At 64.4% G+C, this 20,488-nt stretch carries 20 protein-coding genes; 16 read left to right on the forward strand and 4 right to left on the reverse strand.

Annotated elements, in window-relative coordinates; translation table 11 throughout:
* The first annotated feature begins 7 nt into the window (after positions 1-7).
* From OCQ_RS08165 to OCQ_RS08220, 12 genes are all read left to right on the forward strand, one after another.
* Entirely contained in the window at positions 8-1,612 is a 1,605-nt protein-coding gene (locus OCQ_RS08165; protein WP_014384235.1) for a class I adenylate-forming enzyme family protein, read from the forward strand.
* Positions 1,609-3,330: a class I adenylate-forming enzyme family protein gene (locus OCQ_RS08170; RefSeq protein WP_041784863.1), complete on the forward strand. Its 1,722-nt coding sequence runs from the start codon at positions 1,609-1,611 to the stop codon at positions 3,328-3,330. The genes OCQ_RS08165 and OCQ_RS08170 overlap by 4 nt, the downstream gene beginning before the upstream one ends.
* A gap of 80 nt (positions 3,331-3,410) precedes the next feature.
* A complete protein-coding gene (locus OCQ_RS08175) occupies positions 3,411-3,875 on the forward strand; it encodes a MaoC family dehydratase (RefSeq protein WP_014384237.1) in 465 nt (154 codons plus the stop codon).
* Complete coding sequence (locus OCQ_RS08180; RefSeq protein WP_014384238.1) at positions 3,865-4,701, forward strand: HpcH/HpaI aldolase/citrate lyase family protein; 837 nt, start codon at positions 3,865-3,867, stop codon at positions 4,699-4,701. Before OCQ_RS08175 ends, OCQ_RS08180 begins: the two co-directional genes overlap by 11 nt.
* Before the next feature lie 90 nt (positions 4,702-4,791).
* Positions 4,792-5,196, forward strand: coding sequence for an SCP2 sterol-binding domain-containing protein (locus OCQ_RS08185; RefSeq protein ID WP_041785461.1), 405 nt, complete (start codon positions 4,792-4,794; stop codon positions 5,194-5,196).
* 8 nt (positions 5,197-5,204) lie between these two features.
* Entirely contained in the window at positions 5,205-6,743 is a 1,539-nt protein-coding gene (locus OCQ_RS08190) for an acyl-CoA synthetase (protein WP_014384240.1), read from the forward strand.
* Positions 6,740-8,005, forward strand: coding sequence for a cytochrome P450 (locus tag OCQ_RS08195; RefSeq protein WP_014384241.1), 1,266 nt, complete (start codon positions 6,740-6,742; stop codon positions 8,003-8,005). The genes OCQ_RS08190 and OCQ_RS08195 overlap by 4 nt, the downstream gene beginning before the upstream one ends.
* 7 nt (positions 8,006-8,012) lie before the next feature.
* Positions 8,013-8,804, forward strand: a complete 792-nt coding sequence (locus tag OCQ_RS08200; protein WP_014384242.1) for a coniferyl-alcohol dehydrogenase — start codon at positions 8,013-8,015, stop codon at positions 8,802-8,804.
* Positions 8,805-8,863: 59 nt separating this feature from the next.
* Complete coding sequence (locus OCQ_RS08205; RefSeq protein WP_051019764.1) at positions 8,864-10,192, forward strand: aldehyde dehydrogenase family protein; 1,329 nt, start codon at positions 8,864-8,866, stop codon at positions 10,190-10,192.
* Positions 10,192-10,380, forward strand: coding sequence for a ferredoxin (locus tag OCQ_RS08210; protein ID WP_014384244.1), 189 nt, complete (start codon positions 10,192-10,194; stop codon positions 10,378-10,380). The genes OCQ_RS08205 and OCQ_RS08210 overlap by 1 nt, the downstream gene beginning before the upstream one ends.
* 60 nt (positions 10,381-10,440) lie before the next feature.
* Positions 10,441-12,045 carry an FAD-dependent oxidoreductase gene (locus OCQ_RS08215; protein WP_014384245.1) on the forward strand — a complete coding sequence of 535 codons (1,605 nt, stop codon included), beginning with the start codon at positions 10,441-10,443 and terminating at the stop codon, positions 12,043-12,045.
* Positions 12,046-12,104: 59 nt separating this feature from the next.
* Complete coding sequence (locus OCQ_RS08220; protein ID WP_014384246.1) at positions 12,105-13,241, forward strand: acetyl-CoA hydrolase/transferase C-terminal domain-containing protein; 1,137 nt, start codon at positions 12,105-12,107, stop codon at positions 13,239-13,241.
* A gap of 41 nt (positions 13,242-13,282) precedes the next feature.
* Here the strand turns inward: OCQ_RS08220 and OCQ_RS08225 are convergent, their stop codons facing one another.
* The 3 genes from OCQ_RS08225 to OCQ_RS08235 form a co-directional block, all read right to left on the reverse strand.
* Positions 13,283-14,419, reverse strand: coding sequence for an acyl-CoA dehydrogenase family protein (locus tag OCQ_RS08225; protein ID WP_014384247.1), 1,137 nt, complete (start codon positions 14,417-14,419; stop codon positions 13,283-13,285).
* A 1-nt stretch (position 14,420) separates the two neighbouring features.
* On the reverse strand, positions 14,421-15,572 hold the full coding sequence (locus OCQ_RS08230) for an acetyl-CoA C-acetyltransferase (RefSeq protein WP_014384248.1): 1,152 nt from the start codon (positions 15,570-15,572) through the stop codon (positions 14,421-14,423).
* Positions 15,573-15,640: 68 nt separating this feature from the next.
* Positions 15,641-16,231: a TetR/AcrR family transcriptional regulator gene (locus OCQ_RS08235; RefSeq protein WP_014384249.1), complete on the reverse strand. Its 591-nt coding sequence runs from the start codon at positions 16,229-16,231 to the stop codon at positions 15,641-15,643.
* Between the two features lie 163 nt (positions 16,232-16,394).
* On the opposite strand from OCQ_RS08235, the gene OCQ_RS26725 reads away from it, so the two are divergent.
* Positions 16,395-16,547 (forward strand): hypothetical protein, encoded by a 153-nt coding sequence (locus OCQ_RS26725; protein ID WP_162130196.1) that lies wholly within the window; start codon positions 16,395-16,397, stop codon positions 16,545-16,547.
* A 45-nt stretch (positions 16,548-16,592) separates the two neighbouring features.
* On the opposite strand, the gene OCQ_RS08240 is transcribed toward OCQ_RS26725, so the two are convergent.
* Positions 16,593-17,228 (reverse strand): TetR/AcrR family transcriptional regulator, encoded by a 636-nt coding sequence (locus OCQ_RS08240; protein WP_232065573.1) that lies wholly within the window; start codon positions 17,226-17,228, stop codon positions 16,593-16,595.
* Between the two features lie 105 nt (positions 17,229-17,333).
* Here OCQ_RS08240 and OCQ_RS08245 point away from each other — a divergent pair, with 105 nt between their 5' ends.
* From OCQ_RS08245 to OCQ_RS08255, 3 genes are all read left to right on the forward strand, one after another.
* Entirely contained in the window at positions 17,334-18,341 is a 1,008-nt protein-coding gene (locus OCQ_RS08245) for a spirocyclase AveC family protein (RefSeq protein ID WP_014384252.1), read from the forward strand.
* 314 nt (positions 18,342-18,655) lie between these two features.
* Positions 18,656-19,282, forward strand: a complete 627-nt coding sequence (locus OCQ_RS08250; protein WP_080587996.1) for a TetR/AcrR family transcriptional regulator — start codon at positions 18,656-18,658, stop codon at positions 19,280-19,282.
* A gap of 43 nt (positions 19,283-19,325) precedes the next feature.
* Positions 19,326-20,456, forward strand: coding sequence for an LLM class flavin-dependent oxidoreductase (locus OCQ_RS08255; RefSeq protein ID WP_014384254.1), 1,131 nt, complete (start codon positions 19,326-19,328; stop codon positions 20,454-20,456).
* Positions 20,457-20,488: the final 32 nt, after the last annotated feature.

Below are 20,488 nucleotides of genomic sequence, written 5' to 3' on the forward strand. Positions count from 1 at the left end.
GGCCTCGATGCTGCGGCGGCAGGCGCGGGTGGCCGCCGACACCAGCGTGACGGTGGTCGATACCACGGTCGGTGAATTGCTCAGCACTCGCGCCGCCTCCTATCCGGACCGCGAGGCTCTTGTCGGTGTCGGACATGACGGCAATCCCGTCAGACTGACCTACGGTGACCTATACGGGGAATCGCGGCGAGTGGCCACCGCACTGTCGGCGATCACCGCACCCGGTGACTACGTGGCGATCTGGGCGCCGAACGTGGCTGAATGGCCGCTGGTGCAATACGGTGCCGCACTGGCAGGCGTGGTGCTGGTGGCACTCAATCCCAAGTCGAGCGAGTCAGAACTGCGCTATGCACTGACGCACTGTCGCGCGACCGCCCTGGTGCACGCGGACGCGGTCCGCGATCGGTCGACGGCCGATGTGGCGCGACAAGTCAGCGCAGACATGCCTGGGCTGCACCGGATCTCACTATCGGAACGAGCACGCTGGTGCGCCGACGAGGTCGATGATTCGTTGTTGTGCCGGCGCGCGCACCCCGACGCCGACCGACCTGCCATGTTGCAGTACACCTCTGGTACGACGGGAAGGCCGAAAGGCGTACTCCTGAGCGACCGGGCGATCGTCAACGTCGCCAAGTTGACGATGGAGGCGGTCGGCGCCGGTCACGGGACGCGCTTCTTGAACCCGCTGCCGATGTTCCACACCGCTGGCTGCGTCGTTTCCACGCTGGGGCCTTTGTGGAGCGCCGGCACGGTGGTATTGGTGGACCGGTTCAGTCCCGATCCGGTTCTGGATTCGTTGGCCCGCGAGCGGATCCAGGTGTTGTTCTACGTGCCCGCGATCTTGTCGGCATTGGTGAAGGCCCAACGCAGCCGGCGCAGCGTTGCGCCGCCACTGCGGCTCATGCTCGGCGGAGCCGCGAACGTCGCTCCGGAGCTGATCCTGGCGGCCGAGTCGTGTTTCGGCGGAACCGTGATCAACCTGTTCGGACAAACCGAACTCGCCCCAGTGTTGACGCTGACGCGCCCGCACGATGCGCGCCATGATCGGCTCACGACGGTGGGTCGCCCACTGCCCCAAGTTGAGTGCAAGATCGTCGACGCCGACGGACACGTCGCCGAAGTCAACACCGTCGGAGAGATCTGCGCGCGCGGATATCAACAGTTTCTCGAATATCTCCACGATTCCGAGGCCACCGCCGCGGCACTCGACAACGAAGGGTTCGTCCGCACCGGCGACCTCGGGATGATCGACGAGCGCGGCTACCTCACAGTCACCGGGCGGCTCAAGGAACTCGTCATCCGTGGCGGGGAGAACGTTTCACCCGCAGAGGTCGAACGACTTATCGATCGCGACCATCGCGTCGATGAGGCTGTAGTGCTTGGCTTGCCCGACGAACGACTCGGAGAGATCGTCGCAGCGGTCATCCGGACGCGGGAGCCTAGCCGGCAACTCAAAGACGAACTCATCGATCATCTCTGGGCACATGCGTCGCCGCACAAAATTCCGGAACGCTGGTTCGTCGCCGACGACTTCCCGTGCACCGCGACCGGCAAGGTTCGGCGATTCGTACTGCGGGAATCGATCCTGCGTGGGGAGCTGACCGAGCTGTGACGCTTGGGATAGACGAGCGCAGGGCGGCGATCCGGTCGCGCTTCCCCCACTGGCGTCCCCGTACGCTGGGTGACTGGCTCGACTCGTGCGCCGCAGAACACGATTCACGACCGCTGGTCATCACCGACGAGCGAATCCTGACTTACCGCGCCGTTGTAGCAGAGTCCACGCGCCTCGCGCACGGCTTGGCGGCGCTGGGAGTACATCCTGGCGACCGTGTCGGCCTGCTTATGGCCAACCATCCCGAGTTCGTGACACTGAAGTTCGCCATCGCGCGGCTCGGGGCGATCGCGGTGCCGTTCAACTACCTCTATCGCCGCGACGAACTGCGGTACGTTCTAAGCGATTCGGGGTGCCGGGTACTGATCACCATGACCGCGCACGGGCAAACCGACTACCAACAATTGCTTGACGAGGTCGTCCCGTCTTGGGGACACACCCCGATTGCCTGTAGCGATCTGCCCGAGCTTCGACACGTCGTCGTCGTGCCAACGTGCGGCGTCGCTGCGCGACCTGGGGTCTGGACGGCGAACGAGGTTGCCGCGGTTGACATCGGCCCCCCCTTGCCGGCCGTAGAGCCGACCGCCGCCTCGGACATCTTGTACACCTCGGGAAGTACGGGCTTCCCGAAAGGGGTTGTGCTATCCCACGATGCGGTGCTGCGCACTGCATTCGCCTCGGCCTTGACCCGAGCCTTCGAGGATGGCCGCCGCATTCTGTTCTCCCTGCCGTGCTATCACATGTTCGGCTACGTCGAGGGGCTCCTGGCCGCCATGTTCGTCGGTGGTGCGGTCATCCTTCATACGTCCTTCGACGCCGACGCTTATCTTCACGGGATCGCCAAGCATCGGGCCAACGACATCCTGTGCGTCCCAACTATGGCGCTCGCGTTGCTGGAAAGCCCCGTTCGTTACCAGAAGGACCACGACACGAGCTCGTTGCGCGCGATCATGTGCGGGTCTGCGGCCGGCCCTCTCGAATTGTGGAGCGAGCTCGCCGCTGCATTCGCCGTCGACGAAATCATCACTGGCTATGGAATGACCGAGTCGGGCGGATGCATGACGCTGACGCTCCCCGAGGATGATCTCGCCGTCACCGCCCAAACGGTGGGAAGACCCAAGCTGGCTGGCGCTGCAGGAGTGCCCCAAACCGATGCATTGTGCGTTTATCGCACCGTCGAGCCGGACACCGGCGCCGCGCTCGGGCCGGACTGCGAGGGCGAGCTCGTCTCGGCGGGCCCCGCGACAATGCTCGGTTACTGGAACCGACCGGAGCAAACTGCCGAGACCTTGCGCGACGGGTGGGTGCACTCCGGGGACATCGGGTGCGTCCGCGCCGACGGCTACCTGACGGTCTTAGGCCGCAGCAAGGAGCTCTACAAGAGCGGCGGCGAACTGGTGATGCCGCGCGAGATCGAGAACCTGTTGACCGCCTGTGACGACATCAGTCAGGCCTACGCAATTGGCTTGCGCGACCGCCGATGGGGGGAGATTGGCTGCGTGGTGGTCGTTCCCGCCCAAGGGGCTGTACTGAGTGCCGACGACGTGCTTGCTAGGTGCCGCGCCAAACTCGCCAGGTTCAAGGTACCGAAGCGGGTCGTGTTCCGGGACGCGGCCGCTCTGCCCACGACCCCGACCGGGAAGGTGCAGAAGTTCAAACTGGCCGCCGAGCTCGAGCAGGGGAGCATCGAGTCGCTCAAAGGTAGCGGTATAATTTAACCGGAAATAAAAATTGGTATATGGTGGGGTCCGGTCGCCCATGGCCGGGTTGCGAATTCCAGGACAGTGAGGTTGCGCTGGTGGCTCCGACGGTACGACGCTTTTCAGGTCTCGCCGAGATCGCCGACGCCGTCGGCACCGAGTTGGGCCCCACCGAAGGGTTGAGCATCACCCAGGCCCGCATCGACCTGTTCGCCGAAGCCACCGACGATGCACAGTGGATTCACGTCGATCCGACTCGCGCGACCGCCGGCCCATTCGGTGAAACCATCGCGCACGGACTGCTGACGCTGTCTCTGTTGCCGCGCTTCCACCAAGATATGTATGGCGTCGACGGCGTATCGCTGGCCATCAACTACGGCTTCAACAAGGTTCGCTTCATCACGCCGGTGCCTACTGGCTCAGTCCTGCGTGCTCGCGCGAAAGTCGAGAAAGTCGACCGCCTCGACGGTGCCGCGCAAGTCACCCTAATCACGACAATCGAGTTGGAGGGAGCCGCCAAGCCCGCCGCGGTCGTTGAGTCGGTGGTCCGCTATGTCGAATGAGCGCGCGCTCGCGGCCGCACGCTCGATGCTGTTCGTTCCCGGCGATCGTCCCGATCGGTTCCCGAAGGCAGCTAGTAGCGGTGCCGACCTGATCGTGCTCGACCTCGAAGACGCCGTGGCACCGGCGCAGAAGGCCTCGGCCCGCGCCGAGATCGACGCCTGGCTCGCATCGGGGCGATCGGCGGTGGTACGCATCAACGGCTTCGAAACGTCCTGGTACGACGAAGACGTGGCGTTGGTGGCCCCCCATGGATGCCCAGTCATGTTGCCCAAGGCGCACGACCGTGACCAGATCTCGCAACTCGCAGGGCAGCTTCCCGCCGGTTCCGGTGTCATCGCTCTCGTGGAGACGGCCGCTGGGGTACTAGCCGCCGGTGCCATCAGCACTCACCCGGCCGTCGCCCGCGTCGCCTTCGGCAGCGTCGACCTGGCGGCAGAGCTCGACGTCGATCCGGAGGACTGGAAACCGATGCTGTTCGCACGGAGCGCCCTGGTGATGGCCTTGGCCTCCGCTGGTGCTCCGGCACCGATCGACGGGGTGACGACGGTGCTGGACGTTGCCGCCCTGCGGCGCGCCACTGCGGCCGCAGCTCGACTCGGGTTTGCAGGGAAGCTGTGCATACATCCCGACCAGGTGTCGACCGTCAATCGTGCCTTCGCGCCGAGTGCGGCGGACGTCGCGCGAGCCCGTCGTATCGTTGGAGCTGCCGAGGGCACCGGAGTCACGATGCTCGACGGCCAGATGGTCGACAAGCCGGTGGTCCAACGCGCACGCCGCCTGTTGGCAAAGGCGGACGGGTTTGCATTGCGGCAGGCTGGCACGTGATCGGAACACATCCGTGCCGCCCAGTTGACTTGTCCTTCCTGGACAGCGAGTATGGTCACTAATTTTCTAAATTAGATTAAGGAGTAAATGGTGGGGTTCAACAACTCGGGGGAGGTCGCCAAGTACATCGGGGGCATCTTCGAGATGGCCTTCGACGATCCGGAGATCGGACCCAGGCTAGTGGACACCGGTTTGGTGGTGGCCTTCGATTTCACCGATCCAGAGGCACTCGTAGTGATCGACATGGCGAACAAGTCGGTTCGTGAGGGTCGAGATGGCGGGGCGCCCCCGATGGCAACCATGTCGATGACGGCCGAAACCGGCAACGCCTACTGGCAGGGCAAGGTCAACCTTCCGCTCGCGATGGCAAAGAAGAAGATCCGGGTGGAGGGCAACGTCGCCAGCCTCCTCAAGTTGGCGCCGCTTGGAAAGAAGCTGTACCCCGGTTACCTTCAGCGGCTCAAGGACGACGGCCGCGACGACCTGCTCGTCTAGGGGGGGCGATGTATCCGGGCACTCACGCAGCCACCGCGCCCGATCGGCCGGCCGTGATCCTCGCCGAGACGGGCGTAACGCTCACCTACGGCGATCTCGACGAGCGGTCGGCTCGACTCGCGAGCGCGCTGCACGGTCTGGGCGTGCGCCGAGGCGACGTCGTCGCAATGCTCACCGACAACGTCGCCGAGGCATTCGAGATCTATTGGGCGGCATTGCGTTCAGGGCTTTACGTCACCGCGATCAATCGCCATCTGGCAGTTGGCGAAGCGGCGTACATCGTGCGCGACAGCGGTGCACGGGTTCTATTCGCGTCGGCGGGTGTGCGCGACCTCGCGCAGCAGATGGTGAGCGAGATCGCAGAAGTCGCGCAGCGCTTCGCCTTCGGAGGGGAACTGGAGGGATATGAATCTTACGAGCGCCTGCTGGCCACGGCGGGTCCGCGGCTGACCGATCAACCCCGCGGATCCGACATGCTGTACTCGTCGGGGACCACGGGCAGGCCCAAGGGCATCAAGCCGCATCTGCTGCCGATTCAGGTCGATGAGCCTGGCGACCCGCTTACGGCGATGCTGGCCAAGGTCTTTGGGCTTAGTGAGAGCGACGTGTACCTGTCTGCTGCGCCGATCTATCACGCCGCCCCGCTGAAGTATTGCGCTGCGGTGCAGGCACTTGGCGGCACGGTGGTGTTGATGAAAAAGTTCGATGCCGAAGAATCGCTCGCGGCCATTGAGCGCTACCGCGTGTCCGTCACCCAGATGGTTCCGACGATGTTCGTGCGGTTGCTTCAGCTTCCCGAAAGGACCCGAACAAAATACGACATATCGTCGCTGCGACTCGCGGTGCACGCCGGCGCACCATGTCCGCCGGAGGTCAAGGATGCGATGTTGGCGTGGTGGGGGCCGATCCTCGTCGAGTACTACAGCGCCACCGAAGCGCACGGAACCACGATCATGACCTCGGCGGAGTGGCCGACCAAGCGCGGCTCGGTCGGGAGAGCGGTCCTGGGCGTCGTTCACGTGTGTGACGACGACGGGCGGGAACTTCCCGCTGGGGAGGTGGGCACCGTCTACTTCGAGCGTGACGCCGTGCCGTTCGTCTATCACAACGATCCCGAGAAGACGGCGAGCTCACGGCACCCGCGGTACGAGAATTGGTCCACGGTCGGCGATCTCGGCTATCTCGACAACGATGGCTACCTCTACCTGACAGACCGGAAGTCCTTCATGATCATTTCCGGTGGGGTGAACATCTACCCCCAGGAGATCGAGAACGTGCTCACGCTCCATCCGAAGATCTTCGACGTGGCGGTGATCGGCGTACCCGACCCCGAAATGGGGGAGCAAGTCAAGGCCGTCGTGCAGCTACGCGATGGGGTCGTCGGCGACGACGAACTGTCAGCCGAGCTGATCTCATACGTTCGAGATCGTTTGGCGCACTTCAAGGCTCCGAAGTCCGTTGACTTCGTCGACGAGCTGCCGCGGTCAGCCACCGGCAAGCTCGTCAAGAGAACACTGCGAGAACGCTATCTGGAGGCAAGCGCATGACAACCGAGGCAGCACGAGAGGTCGATCGCCCGCCCTACGACCCCGTCAGCATCTCGTCGCTGGACTTCTGGGCCCAGAGCTTCGACGATCGCGAGAAGTCCTTCAAGATCCTGCGCGACGAGCGTCCGGTGAGCTGGCACCGTCCCATCGAGGGTTCCATGATGGAGCCGGAGATCGACGGCGTCTGGGTGGTGACGCGTCACGAGGACGTCTGTCACGTCAGCAAGAATCCCGAGATTTTCTGCTCGGGACAGGGGATCACGTTCGAGGCGGTGCCCGAGGAGATGCTCGACGCCACTCAGTCGTTCCTCGGCATGGACGGCGCAGCCCACTCGAGCCTGCGCAGACTCGTCAGCTCGGTCTTCACGCCGCGCCAGGTCGCCAAGATCAAGGACCAAATCGAGCATCAGGCGAAGTCGATCGTCGACGATTTGCTGAAAACAACGGACGGCGACTTCGTCGAGCAGGTGGCCAAGCGGCTGCCGATGTGGACCATCTACGAGATGCTCGGGCTACCCGAGGAACAGCGTGACGAAGCGGCGCGCCTGGCTGAGGGCATGGTGGCGTGGGCCGATCCGGACGTCGCGGCCGGACGCGAACCGGGCGAGGTGCTGACCGATTCGCTGGTCGGATTGCTCGACCTGGGCATCGGCCTCGCGCAGGCACGTCGTGAAAAGCCGGAGAACGACTTGATGACTTCGTTGGTACAAGCCGAGGTCGATGGCCGACAACTCACCGACGACGAACTCGGTCCGTACTTCGTCCTTCTTTCGGTGGCTGGCAACGACACGACCAAGACGACGACGACCTTCACCACTATCGCGCTGGACCGATTCCCCGAGCAGAAGGCGCTGCTGCAAAAGGACTTCGACGGTTACATAAAGCCCGCGATGGAGGAATTCGTTCGGTGGACCACGCCGGTGATGACGTTCCGGCGCACCGCGACCCAAGATACCGAGCTGCACGGCCAACACATCCGCAAGGGGGATTGGGTGACGATGGTCTACTCGTCGGCCAACCGCGACGAGCGGGTCTTCGACAAGCCCTACGAATTCGACATCACCCGATCGCCCAATCAACACGTCGGATACGGCGGGGGCGGGCCCCATTACTGCATGGGCGCCTTTATGGCCAAGATGCAGCTCGAGTCGTTGTTCCGCGAGCTGATACTGCGTGCACCACATTTGCGTGTCGGCGAGCCGGAATACCTGACGGGCAACTTCATCACCGCCGTCAAGCACCTGCCCTACACCCTCGACTAGGAGAACCATGGCCGACTTCACTGGCAAGCGTTACGTCGTGACCGGCGCCGCGTCCGGCATCGGCGACGCCGTTGCGGCGCGGCTCCTCGGCGCCGGAGCAGAGGTGTACTGCCTGGACCGCAACACCCCTCCGGCGGCGGTGACACAGCACATCGAGGTCGACTTGGCCAACCCAAGGAGCATCGATGCCGCGATTGAGCAACTGGACGGTTCATTCGACGGATTGCTCAACGTCGCCGGAATCCCGGGCACCGCGCCGGCCGAGTTGGTGTTCGCGGTTAACAGTCTGGCGGTGCGGCACCTGACCGAATCGTTCTTCGAACGGCTGAACCCCGGTGGTTCGGTCGTCATCGTCTCCTCCACAGCGGGATTCGGCTGGCCTCTGCGGCTGGATGCGATCCGGGAGGTGCTCGCGACCGACACGTTCGAAGAGGGTGCGGCGTGGTTCAAGGCCCACCCGCAGCAGGGTAACGCGTACAACTTCTCCAAGGAGGTTTCGACCGTCTACACCCTTTCGATGGGACTGGCCTTGGGAGAGATGGGCTTTCGGATCAACGCCGTACTGCCGGGGCCGGTGCGCACGCCGATCCTGTCGGACTTCGAGGAGTCGATGGGGAAGGACACCCTCGACGGGTTGAAGAATCTCCTCGGACGGCACGCCGAGCCCGAAGACATCGCGTCCGTGGTGTCGTTCCTGGCGTCCGACGACGCCCGATGGGTGAACGGACAGGCGCTGGCCGTCGACGGCGGAATCAGCGGTGCCGTCGCTAGCGGCGTCGTTCCGGCGCCGGAGATCTAGTCGTGACGAGCACCCGCGTAAACGACGTCACGGTGACGGCATCCGACGTTCTCGCGGACATGCGTCGTGCCTTCGAGAGCGGACGTACCCGGCCGCTGGAGTGGCGACGGCTCCAGCTCGAGGGAATCGAGCGGATGTGCATGGAGCGTGAGGCGGACATCGCCGCGGCGCTCGCCAAAGACCTCGGGCGTTCTGCGGTCGAAGCGTGGTTGGGCGACGTGGCATCAACGAAGGCCGAGGCGGCCTTCGCGCGCAAAAATCTGCGTAAGTGGATGCGCCGCCAACGGATTTCGGTACCCATGGCCCAGCTCCCCGCTCGCGCATGGGTTCAGTACGACCCGTTGGGCACCGTGCTTGTGATCGGGCCGTGGAACTACCCGTTCTACCTGAGCATGGCCCCAGTGGTGGCAGCGGTGGCCGCAGGCAACTGCGTCGTTGTCAAACCCTCTGAACTTGCTCCGGCAACCTCGTCGCTGATCGCCGATCTGGTGCCGCGGTACCTCGACGCAGACGCCGTACGAGTGGTGGAAGGTGACGCCGCCACCACTCAGACCCTCCTTTCCGCCGGATTCGACCATGCGTTTTTCACCGGCGGCACCGAGGTCGGCCGAAAGATCATGGCCGCTGCCGCACCGACGCTCACACCGGTGACGCTCGAGCTTGGGGGAAAGAGCCCCGCGATCGTGACCGCCGACGCCGACGTCGCGGTGACGGCACGCCGATTGGCCTACACCAAGTTCATCAACTCGGGGCAGACGTGCATCGCGCCAGACTACGTCCTCGTGGAACCGACGGTGGCCGACGAGCTCGTCGATGAGATCTGCCTGTGGGTCGAGCGATTCCGCAGTGCGAGCGACCTTCCCATCGTCAACGAGCGTCAGTTCGATCGACTGATCGGGTTGATCGCAGATACCACAGGTGACGTGGTTTTCGGTGGCAACTCCGACCGGGCGACCATGCGCATCGAACCGACCCTCATCGTCGATCCCGCACCGGATGAACCGGTCATGACGGAAGAGATCTTTGGACCGATCCTGCCGATCATCACGGTGGACTCGGTCGACGCAGCGTGCCAATACGTCAACCAGAAGCCGAAACCGCTTGCGTTGTACATATTCTCCAAGAAGGCGGAGCAAGCCCGCCAGATCATCGACCGAACCCCGTCGGGTGGAGTCGTCGTGAATCACGCGATGATGCATTGTCTGGTGCCGCAACTGCCGTTCGGGGGCGTCGGGGCCAGCGGCATGGGCGACTACCACGGGCGGTGGGGCTTTGAGACGATGTCGCACCGGCGGGCCGTGCTGGCCAAGACGAGTCGGCCCGACCCGTCGATCGTCTACCCCCCATATTCGCGCACTGCGCTTCGTCTGATGCGGAGGATGTTCTGATGGGCGTGCGCGTCGACACCGCGCGGTGTTCGGGAATCGGCATGTGCGAGATGGCTGCTCCATCCACCTTCGAGGTCGGTGAGGACGGCCAGGCTCGCGTCCTTCAGCACAACCCCGAGGGCGCCGACCTCGAAGCGGCCAGACAGGCGGTCTCCGACTGCCCCACTGGTGCGCTGTCGATCGACTGACCAACCCGGCGGTCGACTTCACCACGCCGGCTCACCGGCGCGATCTTCTCAGGAGTATTCGTGACGTTCGTCATCACCCAAAACTGTTGCGACGACGGCAGTTGCGTGCCGGTGTGCCCGGTGGATTGCATCCGGCCAGCACCGAACATGGCGGATTCGCGCCGGACGATGCTCTACATCGACCCGGCCACGTGCGTCGACTGCGGCGCCTGTGTGGCCGAGTGCCCGGTTGGGGCAATCTATTACGAGGACGATCTGCCCGAGAACCAGCGGGCGTTCCTCGGCATCAACGCGGATTACTTCGCCGCACACCCTCTCGCGGTGCGGTCCAAGGACACGCAGTCCCTGCCTTCAGACGTGGAGTCGGACTCACTTCGAGTGGCCATCGTGGGCTCGGGCCCGGCCGCGTGCTACGCCGCCGCCGAATTGGCGCGCATCGACGGGGTGCAGATCTCGTTGTTCGACCGACTGCCGACCCCGTTTGGACTCATCCGCGCCGGTGTGTCTCCCGATCACCCCCGCACCAAGGACGTCACGTCGGTGTTCGTACCAGCCCTTCAAAGCACGGCCGTCAGGTGCTACTTCAACGTCACGATAGGGCGGGACCTCAGCCACGCCGAATTGCAGGCGCACCATCACGCGGTCATCTACGCCGTCGGTGCGTCGACGAGCAAGGACCTCGGGATCCCTGGTTCGGAACTCGATTGCAGTCGGGCCGCCTCGGATTTCGTGGCGTGGTACAACGGGCACCCCGACCACGCCGACGACGAATTCGACCTTCAGTCACCGCGCGTCGTCATCGTCGGCAACGGGAACGTCGCGTTGGACGTCGCACGAGTGTTGCTTGCCGATCCGAAGACGTTGGGCGCCACCGACATCGCGGATCATGCGCTCCGTGCGCTGGCCGATAGCCGCGTGAAGGAGGTCGTGATCCTCGCTCGCCGCTACGCCGGGGATGCCGCGTTCTCGGTGGGCGAGTTCCTGGCGTTGAGCGAGTTGCCCGGCGTCGACGTCGTGGTTGAGGGACCGTTGGGCGACCGACCCTCCGGCGACTTCGAGGCAGCCCTGAAGTACGACGCCGTCGTCGACCGATCCCGTTGCGAGGCGCGGCCGGGCAACAAGCGGTTGGTGTTTCGCTTCGGTGCGATGCCCACCGAACTCGTCGGAGCCAGCGGCGTGCGCGGCGTGCGGGTCGAGCCCACGAGCGGTGGCGATGGCGAACGCGGCGAACTGATCGCGACCTCGCTGGTGCTGCGGTCGATCGGCTATCACGGTACGGCGATTGCCGGACTACCGTTCGACGCCGACCGGGGGGTGGTACCGAATGACAGGGGCCGGGTACTCGACGGCGGCCAACCAGTTCCCGGCGTCTACGTGGCTGGTTGGATCAAACGCGGCCCCCGGGGTGTCATCGGAACCAATCGGGCCTGCTCCGAGCAGACGCTCGCGGCGATGCTGGAGGACTTCCGTGCAGGCGCGCTCTCGGCGCCGACCACGTCCACGGCGGACCTCGACGAGCTGTTGCGCCAACGCGAAGTAGACGTCGTCGACTGGGGTGGATGGCAGCGCATCGACGATGCCGAACGCCGCGCCGGCGCAGCGCAATCCAGGCCTCGGTCGAAGCTCGTCACAGTCGGCGAGCTACTTGCAGTGGCACGGTCGTGAGCACGGCGGAGCTAGACGAGCACCTCGTCGGCCGTCTACGCCACGTCGCCCGACCCGGCATGGTGCTCGCCTTCGGTGACGGGGTCGGGGCGCTGACGGGGAGCGACAACGGGACGTCGGTCGCCGCGACAGTCAGCGCGTTCGCCCGCGAGCGCGGCGACGTCACGCTGCTGCTCGGCTGGACTCCCGCCCCGCTCGACGGAATCGACACCAGCGCGTTCCATCGGGTCGTCGCGTTGATGCCGGGCTGGGGCGTCAGGGCCGTCGCCAAGGACGGCAACACCGTCCTGTTGCCCACGTCCTTGGCCGCCGTGCCAAGCGTCCTCGCTGGTCCGGCGCGACCGGACGTGCTCATCACGAGAATGGTGCGTCGCGGTGGCACCCTGCAATTCGGCACTGAGGTGTCATGGCAACAGATGCTTCTTGACGAGGGAGTGCCCGTGTGGGTGGTGGTCGACGAGGCCGCGCCGGCCGCGAGTGCGGAGCCGCCGGTCGACCCGCAGCGGGTCACCGTGATCGCAACCACAGCTCGAGGCCCCTGGGAGCTCGCCCCTCGCGAGCCCGAACCGATTCACGAAGCACTTGCCGACGAGGTACTGAAGCTCGTGCCGCCGGGCGTGCGTCTTCAGTACGGGCCGGGACAACTGGGCACCGCGTTGTTGCGCCGCACCAAGGCGCCCCTGCAAATCGATACCGGGCTCCTCACCGATGCGGTGGTCGATCTCGACCGGCGCGGGCTGCTCGCCGGGATGCCCTCCGCCACCTATCTCTTGGGTAGCCGTCTGCTCAACGAATGGTCCGAGGGAAAGCCCATCCTGCGAGGGTTGGACCACAGCCACGACAAGACCCGCCTGTCGCGGGGCGTCCCCTTCGTCGCGGTCAATACGGCAATCGAGATCGACCCCTACGGTCAGGTCAACGTCGAAGGCGTGAAAGACACCGTCGTCGGCGGCATCGGAGGCCACCCCGACTACTGCAACGCCGCAAGACTCAGCCGAGGCGGATTGTCCATCATCGCGGTGCCCTCCCGGTTCGGAAACCGATCCACGTTCGTAGAGAGGCTCACTAGGCCGGCGTCGACGCCGGCCTACGACGTCGAGGTGATCGTTACCGAGCACGGCGCGGTCGATCTGCGTTGCGCCGACTGGGATCAGCGGCGGCGACTCATAACCCGGCACTTCGAAACCGCCGCCTGACCGGAAGGAGAGGGTCAGGCGGCGGTAGATCGAAGGATTCGTCAGGCTCCCGCGATGTCGCGGCCGATGATCTCCTTCATGATTTCGGTCGTGCCTCCGTAGATCGTCTTGACCCGGGTGTCCAAATAGGCCCTAGCGACCGGGTATTCGGTCATATAGCCGTATCCGCCGTGCAGCTGCAGGCAGCGGTCGATGACACGCTTCTGGAGTTCGCTCACGTACCATTTGCCCTTGGCGGCATCCACCGGCGTCAGCTCGCCGGCGTTGTAGGAGATGACGGACTGATCGACGAATGTTTGCGCCACGTCGATCTCAGTCAGCATCTCGGCGAGTTCGAATCTAATGTGCTGCTTGTCCGTGAGCGGAGCACCGAATGCTTGACGTTGACGGCAGTATTCGGCCGTCGACTCGAAGATCGCGCGCGTGGTGGCGATCGCCTCTGCAGTGACGCCGAGCCGCTCACGAGGCAAGTGGCTCATCAAGTAGCGGAGACCCTGGCCTAGTTCCCCGAGCACGTTCTCAGCCGGCACGCGGGCGTCACGGAAGTACAGTTCTGCAGTGTCCTGTGCGGGCAGTCCGATCTTGTCGAGTTTGCGTCCCCGCTCGAAGCCCGGAGTGTCCCGCTCCACCACGAACAGACTGAGCTTCTCACCGGTGCGGGCGGCCACAATGACTAGGTCGGCCATGATGCCGCTGGAAATGAAGGTCTTCTGGCCGTTAAGGATCCAGTCGTCGCCATCTCGGTGTGCGGTCGTTCGGATCCCCCGAAGATCGCTGCCGGCGCCCGGTTCGGTCATCGCGAGCGCACCGACGAGTTCGCCGGCCGCGAACCCCGGTAACCAACGCCGCTTCTGCTCGTTGTTGGTGAGGTCGACCAAGTAGTGCAGCACCAAGTCGTCCTGCAGGCTGATCGTCACGCCGAACGACAGGGTGTTGGCGCGGGCCACCTCCTCGCAGACCACCATTCGGTAACGGTAGTCAGGTTCGTCCGCGCCGCCGTATTCGTGGCCGACCTGCAGTGCGTAGATGCCGGCCTTCGCAGCCCGCGCGAACACCGTGCGGTCGATCCAGCGTTCCCGTTCCCAATCTTCGTGGAACGGAAGGACTTCCCGATTCAGAAACTCGCGGACGGTGTCGCGGTAGGCTTCGTGATCCTCGGTGTACAGAGTGCGCTGCACGCTAGAGCCGCTCGATGATCGTCACGTTGGCTTGCCCGCCGCCCTCACACATGGTTTGCAAGCCGTAGCGACCGCCAGTGCGCTCGAGTTCGTGCAACATCGACGTCATCAGACGTGCACCGGTGCAACCGATCGGATGGCCCAGCGCGATGGCGCCGCCGTTGGGGTTGACCTTCGCCGGATCGGCACCGAGTTCTGCCTGCCAAGCCAGCACCACGGGTGCGAACGCCTCGTTGATCTCCACGACGTCGATGTCGTCCAGGGACAGCCCCGTGCGCTTGAGGGCGTGCTGGGTGGCGGGAATCGGTGCGGTCAGCATCATCACCGGATCGGCACCCCGAACGGACATGTGATGCACGCGCGCCCTGGGCGTCAGACCGAAGCGTTGCACCGCATCGGCGGAGGCGATCAGCAATACCGCTGCGGCATCGGAGATCTGGCTAGCCACGCCTGCGGTCAAAACGCCGCCTTCGACCAGGGTCGGCAACTTGGCCATCTTCTCCAGGGACGTGTCGGGACGCGGACCCTCGTCCGCCGTCACCCCGGCATAGGGCAGGATCTCAGTCTCGAAATAGCCTGCGCGGATGGCGGCCACCGCGCGCTCGTGGCTCGACAGCGCAAAGCGTTCGTTGTCCTCACGCGACAGACCCCAATGCGAGGCGATCATCTCCGCGCCCCGGAACTGTGAGATCTCCTGATCACCGTAACGGTCAGACCAGCCCTCGCATCCCGTCCACGGATCGGCGGAGCCGAAGGGTTCGCCGGCGCCAAATGCGCACAGGATCGGGTATTGACTCATCTTCTGCACGCCACCGGCCAGCACCACGTCGACGGTGCCGCTAATGACGCCTTGGGCGGCGAAGTGGACGGCTTGCTGTGCGGATCCGCACTGCCGGTCGATGGTCACACCGGGCACGGATTCGGGCAGTCCGGCCGCCAGCGCGGCCGTCCGCGCGATGTCGCCGGCTTGCGATCCGATGTTGTCCAAGCATCCTAGGATCACGTCATCGATGGCGTCAGGGTCGATGTCGTGGCGGGCCACGACGCTGCGGATCACATGGGCGGCCATGTCCGCCGGATGCACGCCCGCCAGCCCGCCGCCGCGCTTGCCGACCGGAGTGCGGGCGGCGTCGATGATGTATGCCTCAGTCACTCAGTTAATTTAACATAGAATCAAAACCGCCGGAAACGCGGAATCGGCCGGGTGGGGACCGGTATCGATTACGCCGAAGGCGTCGTCGTGCGCTTCCGGGTTCGCTTCTTCGGAGCGGGCGTTCGATCGGGCGCCAGTCCCGTACGGACCAGGATTTGGGCGGTGGACACGACGGCGTCGACCGATCCACGACTCGAATTCCACCATTCGGCCGCCCAGTTGAGTGCACCCATGACCAGCAACCGGGCCATGCGGGGGTCGACGTCGCTTCGGAGCTCCCCGTCAGCGATCGCATCGTTGAACAATCTCTGCCAGATCCGGCCGTAGGCCGACTCCTCCTTCTTCTGGCGTGTGCGGAGATGTTCGGGCACCTGCCCCGAATTGCGGATCGACGCAGTGGTGTAGTCGGAGAGCTCGAGCTCGTGCCGGAGATGGGCGTCCACCGCGGCCATGATCTTGTCCATGGATGGCGTCCCGGGGGGCAGCTCATCCAGGATGTTCTGCAGATGCAGCCGCATCTCGTTGATCCCCGCGTACATCACCTCTTCGATGAGGTCCTCGCGGGAGGGGAAGTAGTAGTAGATCGCAGGCGCCTGCAGCTGTGCGTATTCCGCGACGTCAGTCAATCGAGTACCCGCGAAACCCTTGACGCTCAACACGTGTGCTGCGGCGTCCAGGATGCGAATACGCGTCCGCTGAGACTTCGAGTCACTGCCCTCTCCGTTGGTCGACCCGGAGCCGGTGTTTCTAACCATCGTTAGATGATATGCGGAAAAAGCCCTTGAAAACCGAACATTGTGTACGGCCCCGAGCGTGGCGCTCGTGCGCGGAGCGGCTGGTGGCGGGTTCGGCGTGGTAAACGGGGCGTCGATGGGCCAGAAGCCCTTGCGCGATGTCGGCCAGCCCGGGCGGGCCTACGGCGACTTGCAGGCCTCGACGCCGTATTGGTCGGCGTCCTCGATTCTGCTGTCGTGAATACTTGGCGGACCCCTGACATCCGGAGCGCCTTCGGATCGTTTCCTATTTCGCGTTGAAAACATGCTGGGCATTGCCGGCGATTGTGTCGAGGCCCGTGGCACCACTCGCCATGGTGAGCGACGTCAGTACAAAACGCTCGATCATCGCGCGCTCCTCACGCCGAGGGATGTTGCGGCGCAGAATGATGGAGGCGTAGACGGTGTGCAGCCAGTCGGCGAGATCACGGTTCGCCAGGTCGTCGCGGAGCAGCCGGTGACTGCGCCCGAAGTCCAGCCACGGACGCCAGAACCTCAACGCCCGCTCGATCAGTTCGGGTGCCCACAGTGCCTCGTGTGCGGTTACGGGGCTGCCCTTCCCCCAAAGGTCCGACAACTCCCGGTCGTTGCGAAGTGACTCGATGACGCGAACGGACAGCTCGACGAACGACTCGGCGAAGAGGTTTCCCGACACGGCGTCGTCGAGGGCCGCGGCGTCGGCGATCTCGATGATGCGTTCGATTGAGGAGGCCAGCACCAATTCGCGCCGATCGAAGAACACCTTGTAGACGGTCTGCCTGGTACATCCGGCGGCGGCCGCCACGTCGGTCATCGTGACGGCGCGCAATCCTTTGGTGCGGAACAGCATCCGTGCCGACAGCACGATCCGGTGCCGGAGCTCGTTGCGAGATGATCGCGCCACGGTGGAAGGGTACCGCCGTGGCGACTCGGACATTGACAAGTCGCCTACTCCGTTGTCAAACTCACATTAGAAAATACAAAACACCCAATTTGTAAATTAAGGAGTATGACGATGTCAATGACCGCCAAGGCGGAGCGCGAGGTCGCCGATCGCCCGAAGGACGTACCGGCGCCGCTAGGGCGCCAGGGTCCCGCGACGTTCCTGGCGTTGATCGGTGTGGTGTGGTTCGCCATCTGCGTCGAGGTGGTCATGCGGTGGGTGGCGTCGGGAAAGGAGTTCGATCCGGCGCCGAGGATCGGTCCCGATGTGATGGAGCCATGGCGGATGGTCTCGTTGCGCGTGTTCGAGGCGATCAGTTTGGCCGTGATGGCGGCCTTCGTCTGGTACTGCGTGGTCGTACCGCTACGAAAGACGGGACGGCTGAGCCTGGACGGCAAGTTCGTACTCGGCGGCATCGTCTGCTTCGTGGCAGACGCGTTCCTCAACGTGCACGAGTACCTCTTCGCGTGGAACAGTGCGAACGTCAATCGCGGCGTATGGGTGCGGTTCCTCCCATTTCACAATCCTGACGCCCCAAGTCGTTATGCGGAGTCGTTGATCTGGGGTCCGCCGATGTACATCTATTTCTGCGCGGGGGTCGCAATCGTGGCCTGCTACGAGGCGAATCGTTTGCGACGGAGGTTTCCAGGGTTGAACAGCAAGTTCACCGTGTTCGTATGCGTATTCGTCTTCGAGTTCCTCTTCGACTTCATCGTCGAGAACGCAGTGATCCGCACGACGCACGCCTACGCGTTCGCCAAGACCTACGAACCGCTGACCCTGTGGCCAGGCGAGGTGTATCAGTTCCCGATCTACGAGTCGGTCCTGGTCGCATTCGTGGGGTGCGTGTTCACATGGGCGCGCATGGAGGCCGACGAGCGGCCGGTGGGACAGTCGCCGATCGAAGTTGGCGTGGAACGGTGGCGGCCGGCCCTGCAGCCGTGGGTGCGGGACTTCGCGGTGCTGGGATTCTGCATGGTGACGCTGTGCTTCGTCTACCACCTGCCGTTCAACTGGTTGGGATTGATCGGTACTTCGCACGCCAACCTGCCGAGTTACCTACTCCCCGGCTGATCCGATCCTCGCTGGCGTCGGCCCCGGGCGTTGCCCGGGGCCGACGTGATGGCGTGCCTGGGAACGCGAAGACGCGCCAGACGCATCGCACGGCTCAGCGATGAAAACGGCAGCACAGGCCGTTACCACCGTCGGGACACGCTTCACGAGTTGTCCCCTTCGTGCTACATGTACTTCGGCGTCGACACGTCTGCTCGGCATCGCGAAGGCGGTGCCCGCGTTCCACTTTTTAGTCTAGAGTAAAAGTCGAATATTTCGTCCGCAGCGGGCGCGGCCACGCATCGGGTTCGGAGCCTTCGCTAAGATCAACCGCCATGGCGGAGCGCTCCCGGCGAAACACTGCAGAAGTGCGCCAACTGCTCGTCGAGGCAGCTGAGCGAGTCTTCAGTGCCAAGGGATTTGCCGCCGCCACAGCCGATGACATCGCCAAGGAGGCTGGGGTTGCACGATCGGCCATCTGGCGGCACTTCGACGATAAGGCCGACTTGTTCGGCGCCGCCGTACTGCAACCATTCGTCGAATTCCTCGAAAACTACCGTGTCGCCTACGACACCAGCAACCCCGAATGGGGCGACTACGAAATCACCCGCACGATCGTGGAACTGTTCTACGACAGTTGCGTCGAGCACCGGCACGCCATCGCCCGAATCGCGGTAGCCGGTGAGGATCTCGATGCGTCGACGATGACCCGGCTCGAAGAGCACTTCGATCGGTTCTTCGACGAGATCATGCGGACTACCGCGATTCAGGCCGAGCGCCGCGGCTGGGTGCCCCGAACCGGCCTCGAGCAGACGATGCGCTTGCTCTTCGGAAGCATCGCGGCCATCGTAATCTTCGACCGCCCAATCATCTTCAGCCAAGCGACGCTAGCCGATCGGGACGGCGTGGTCGACCACGTCACCCGACTCTTTCTGTACGGCGCTCGACTGTCAAGGGACTAGCAGTCCCTTGACACGGGACTCTTGGTCCCTTAACGTCCGGCGTATGCAGACTCCGCGGATCGCCGTAGCGTTTCCCAATCACCGCACCGCTCCGCTCGCGGGGATCCGCGACTTCGTGGGCGCACTCGACGCCTCCGGGGTCGTCGACCAGTTCTGGGTGTGGGATGAGTTGACTGGTTGGGCACCACAAGGTTTCGGCGTTCCGGAAGGGCTTCCCGCACCGGATGCGCACTCAACCCACGACCCGTTCGTCGAATGCGCGTTCGCGTTGGCGGCGAGTCCCACCATCGGCGTGCGGATGACGACCGACGCGGTGCGTACTCGCCCGGCGGAGCTCACCCGGACCCTGCTGTCCCTCGCGTCGGCCACCGAGGGCGCGGTGACCTGTGCCGTCGGACTCGGTGAGGCACGGCATCTTTCGCCGTTCGGACATCCTGTCGGCCAGGCAGTGGGGCGCTTGGAGGACGTCCTCGTCTTGACCCGCAAACTTCTGGACGCCGACGGTCCGTTCAGCTACCGGGGCAAGCGGTGGACGTTCGACAACGGCTACATCGGCACCTACCGACCCTCGCGCCCGGAGATGTGGGGCCTGGGCGGCGGCCCCAAGTTCACCGACCTGTGCGCCAAGTACGCCGACGGCATCGAGGCGTCGTTTCCGAACGCCGTGCCAAACCTCGACGTCTTCGCGACCAGGGTGACGTCCATCCGGGAACGCGTCGAGAGTTACGGCCGCGATCCGGATGCCTTCGGATTCGGCGTCTGGCTTCCGTGCGGACTGCACGAGGACCCCGGCGTCATCGACGCGGCGCAGAACAGCCCGCAGATCAAGTGGTATTCGGCCAGCTATGGGCGGATGAATCAAGCCGAATGGGAACACGAGGGGTTGCAAAGCGCCTTTCCCCCCTCGTGGCATTACTCGCGTGACTACATGCCGTTCACCATGACGGCCCGCGAGGCCGAGGACATCGTTGCGCGCGTGCCGCAGTCGATGTGCGAGCGCTCCGCCACCTGGGGCACGGCCGAGCAGGCCGCCAAGGTCGGCCAGGAATGGATCGCCGCCGGCGCGACGTTCGTGGGGCTGCTCGACATCATGCCGTTGCACACCGGACCCGCAGAGTTTCCCGCATCGACCGCACGTCTGCTGGACGTCGCGCGTCGTCTGAAGTCGCAGTAACCCCGCTATGGAGATTAAGTTAGGAGAGCACC

This window comes from Mycobacterium paraintracellulare, from assembly GCF_000276825.1.
Lineage (GTDB): Bacteria > Actinomycetota > Actinomycetes > Mycobacteriales > Mycobacteriaceae > Mycobacterium > Mycobacterium intracellulare.

Bases quoted from the DNA above. Each gene is read 5' to 3' on its own strand.
- OCQ_RS08165 (WP_014384235.1), top strand. From the start codon at position 8: ATGCTGCGGCGGCAGGCGCGGGTGGCCGCCGACACCAGCGTGACGGTG.
- OCQ_RS08180 (WP_014384238.1), top strand. From the start codon at position 3,865: ATGTCGAATGAGCGCGCGCTCGCGGCCGCACGCTCGATGCTGTTCGTT.
- OCQ_RS08190 (WP_014384240.1), top strand. From the start codon at position 5,205: ATGTATCCGGGCACTCACGCAGCCACCGCGCCCGATCGGCCGGCCGTG.
- OCQ_RS08195 (WP_014384241.1), top strand. From the start codon at position 6,740: ATGACAACCGAGGCAGCACGAGAGGTCGATCGCCCGCCCTACGACCCC.
- OCQ_RS08200 (WP_014384242.1), top strand. From the start codon at position 8,013: ATGGCCGACTTCACTGGCAAGCGTTACGTCGTGACCGGCGCCGCGTCC.
- OCQ_RS08205 (WP_051019764.1), top strand. From the start codon at position 8,864: ATGCGTCGTGCCTTCGAGAGCGGACGTACCCGGCCGCTGGAGTGGCGA.
- OCQ_RS08210 (WP_014384244.1), top strand. From the start codon at position 10,192: ATGGGCGTGCGCGTCGACACCGCGCGGTGTTCGGGAATCGGCATGTGC.
- OCQ_RS08220 (WP_014384246.1), top strand. From the start codon at position 12,105: ATGGTGCTCGCCTTCGGTGACGGGGTCGGGGCGCTGACGGGGAGCGAC.
- OCQ_RS08245 (WP_014384252.1), top strand. From the start codon at position 17,334: ATGACGATGTCAATGACCGCCAAGGCGGAGCGCGAGGTCGCCGATCGC.
- OCQ_RS08250 (WP_080587996.1), top strand. From the start codon at position 18,656: ATGGCGGAGCGCTCCCGGCGAAACACTGCAGAAGTGCGCCAACTGCTC.
- OCQ_RS08255 (WP_014384254.1), top strand. From the start codon at position 19,326: ATGCAGACTCCGCGGATCGCCGTAGCGTTTCCCAATCACCGCACCGCT.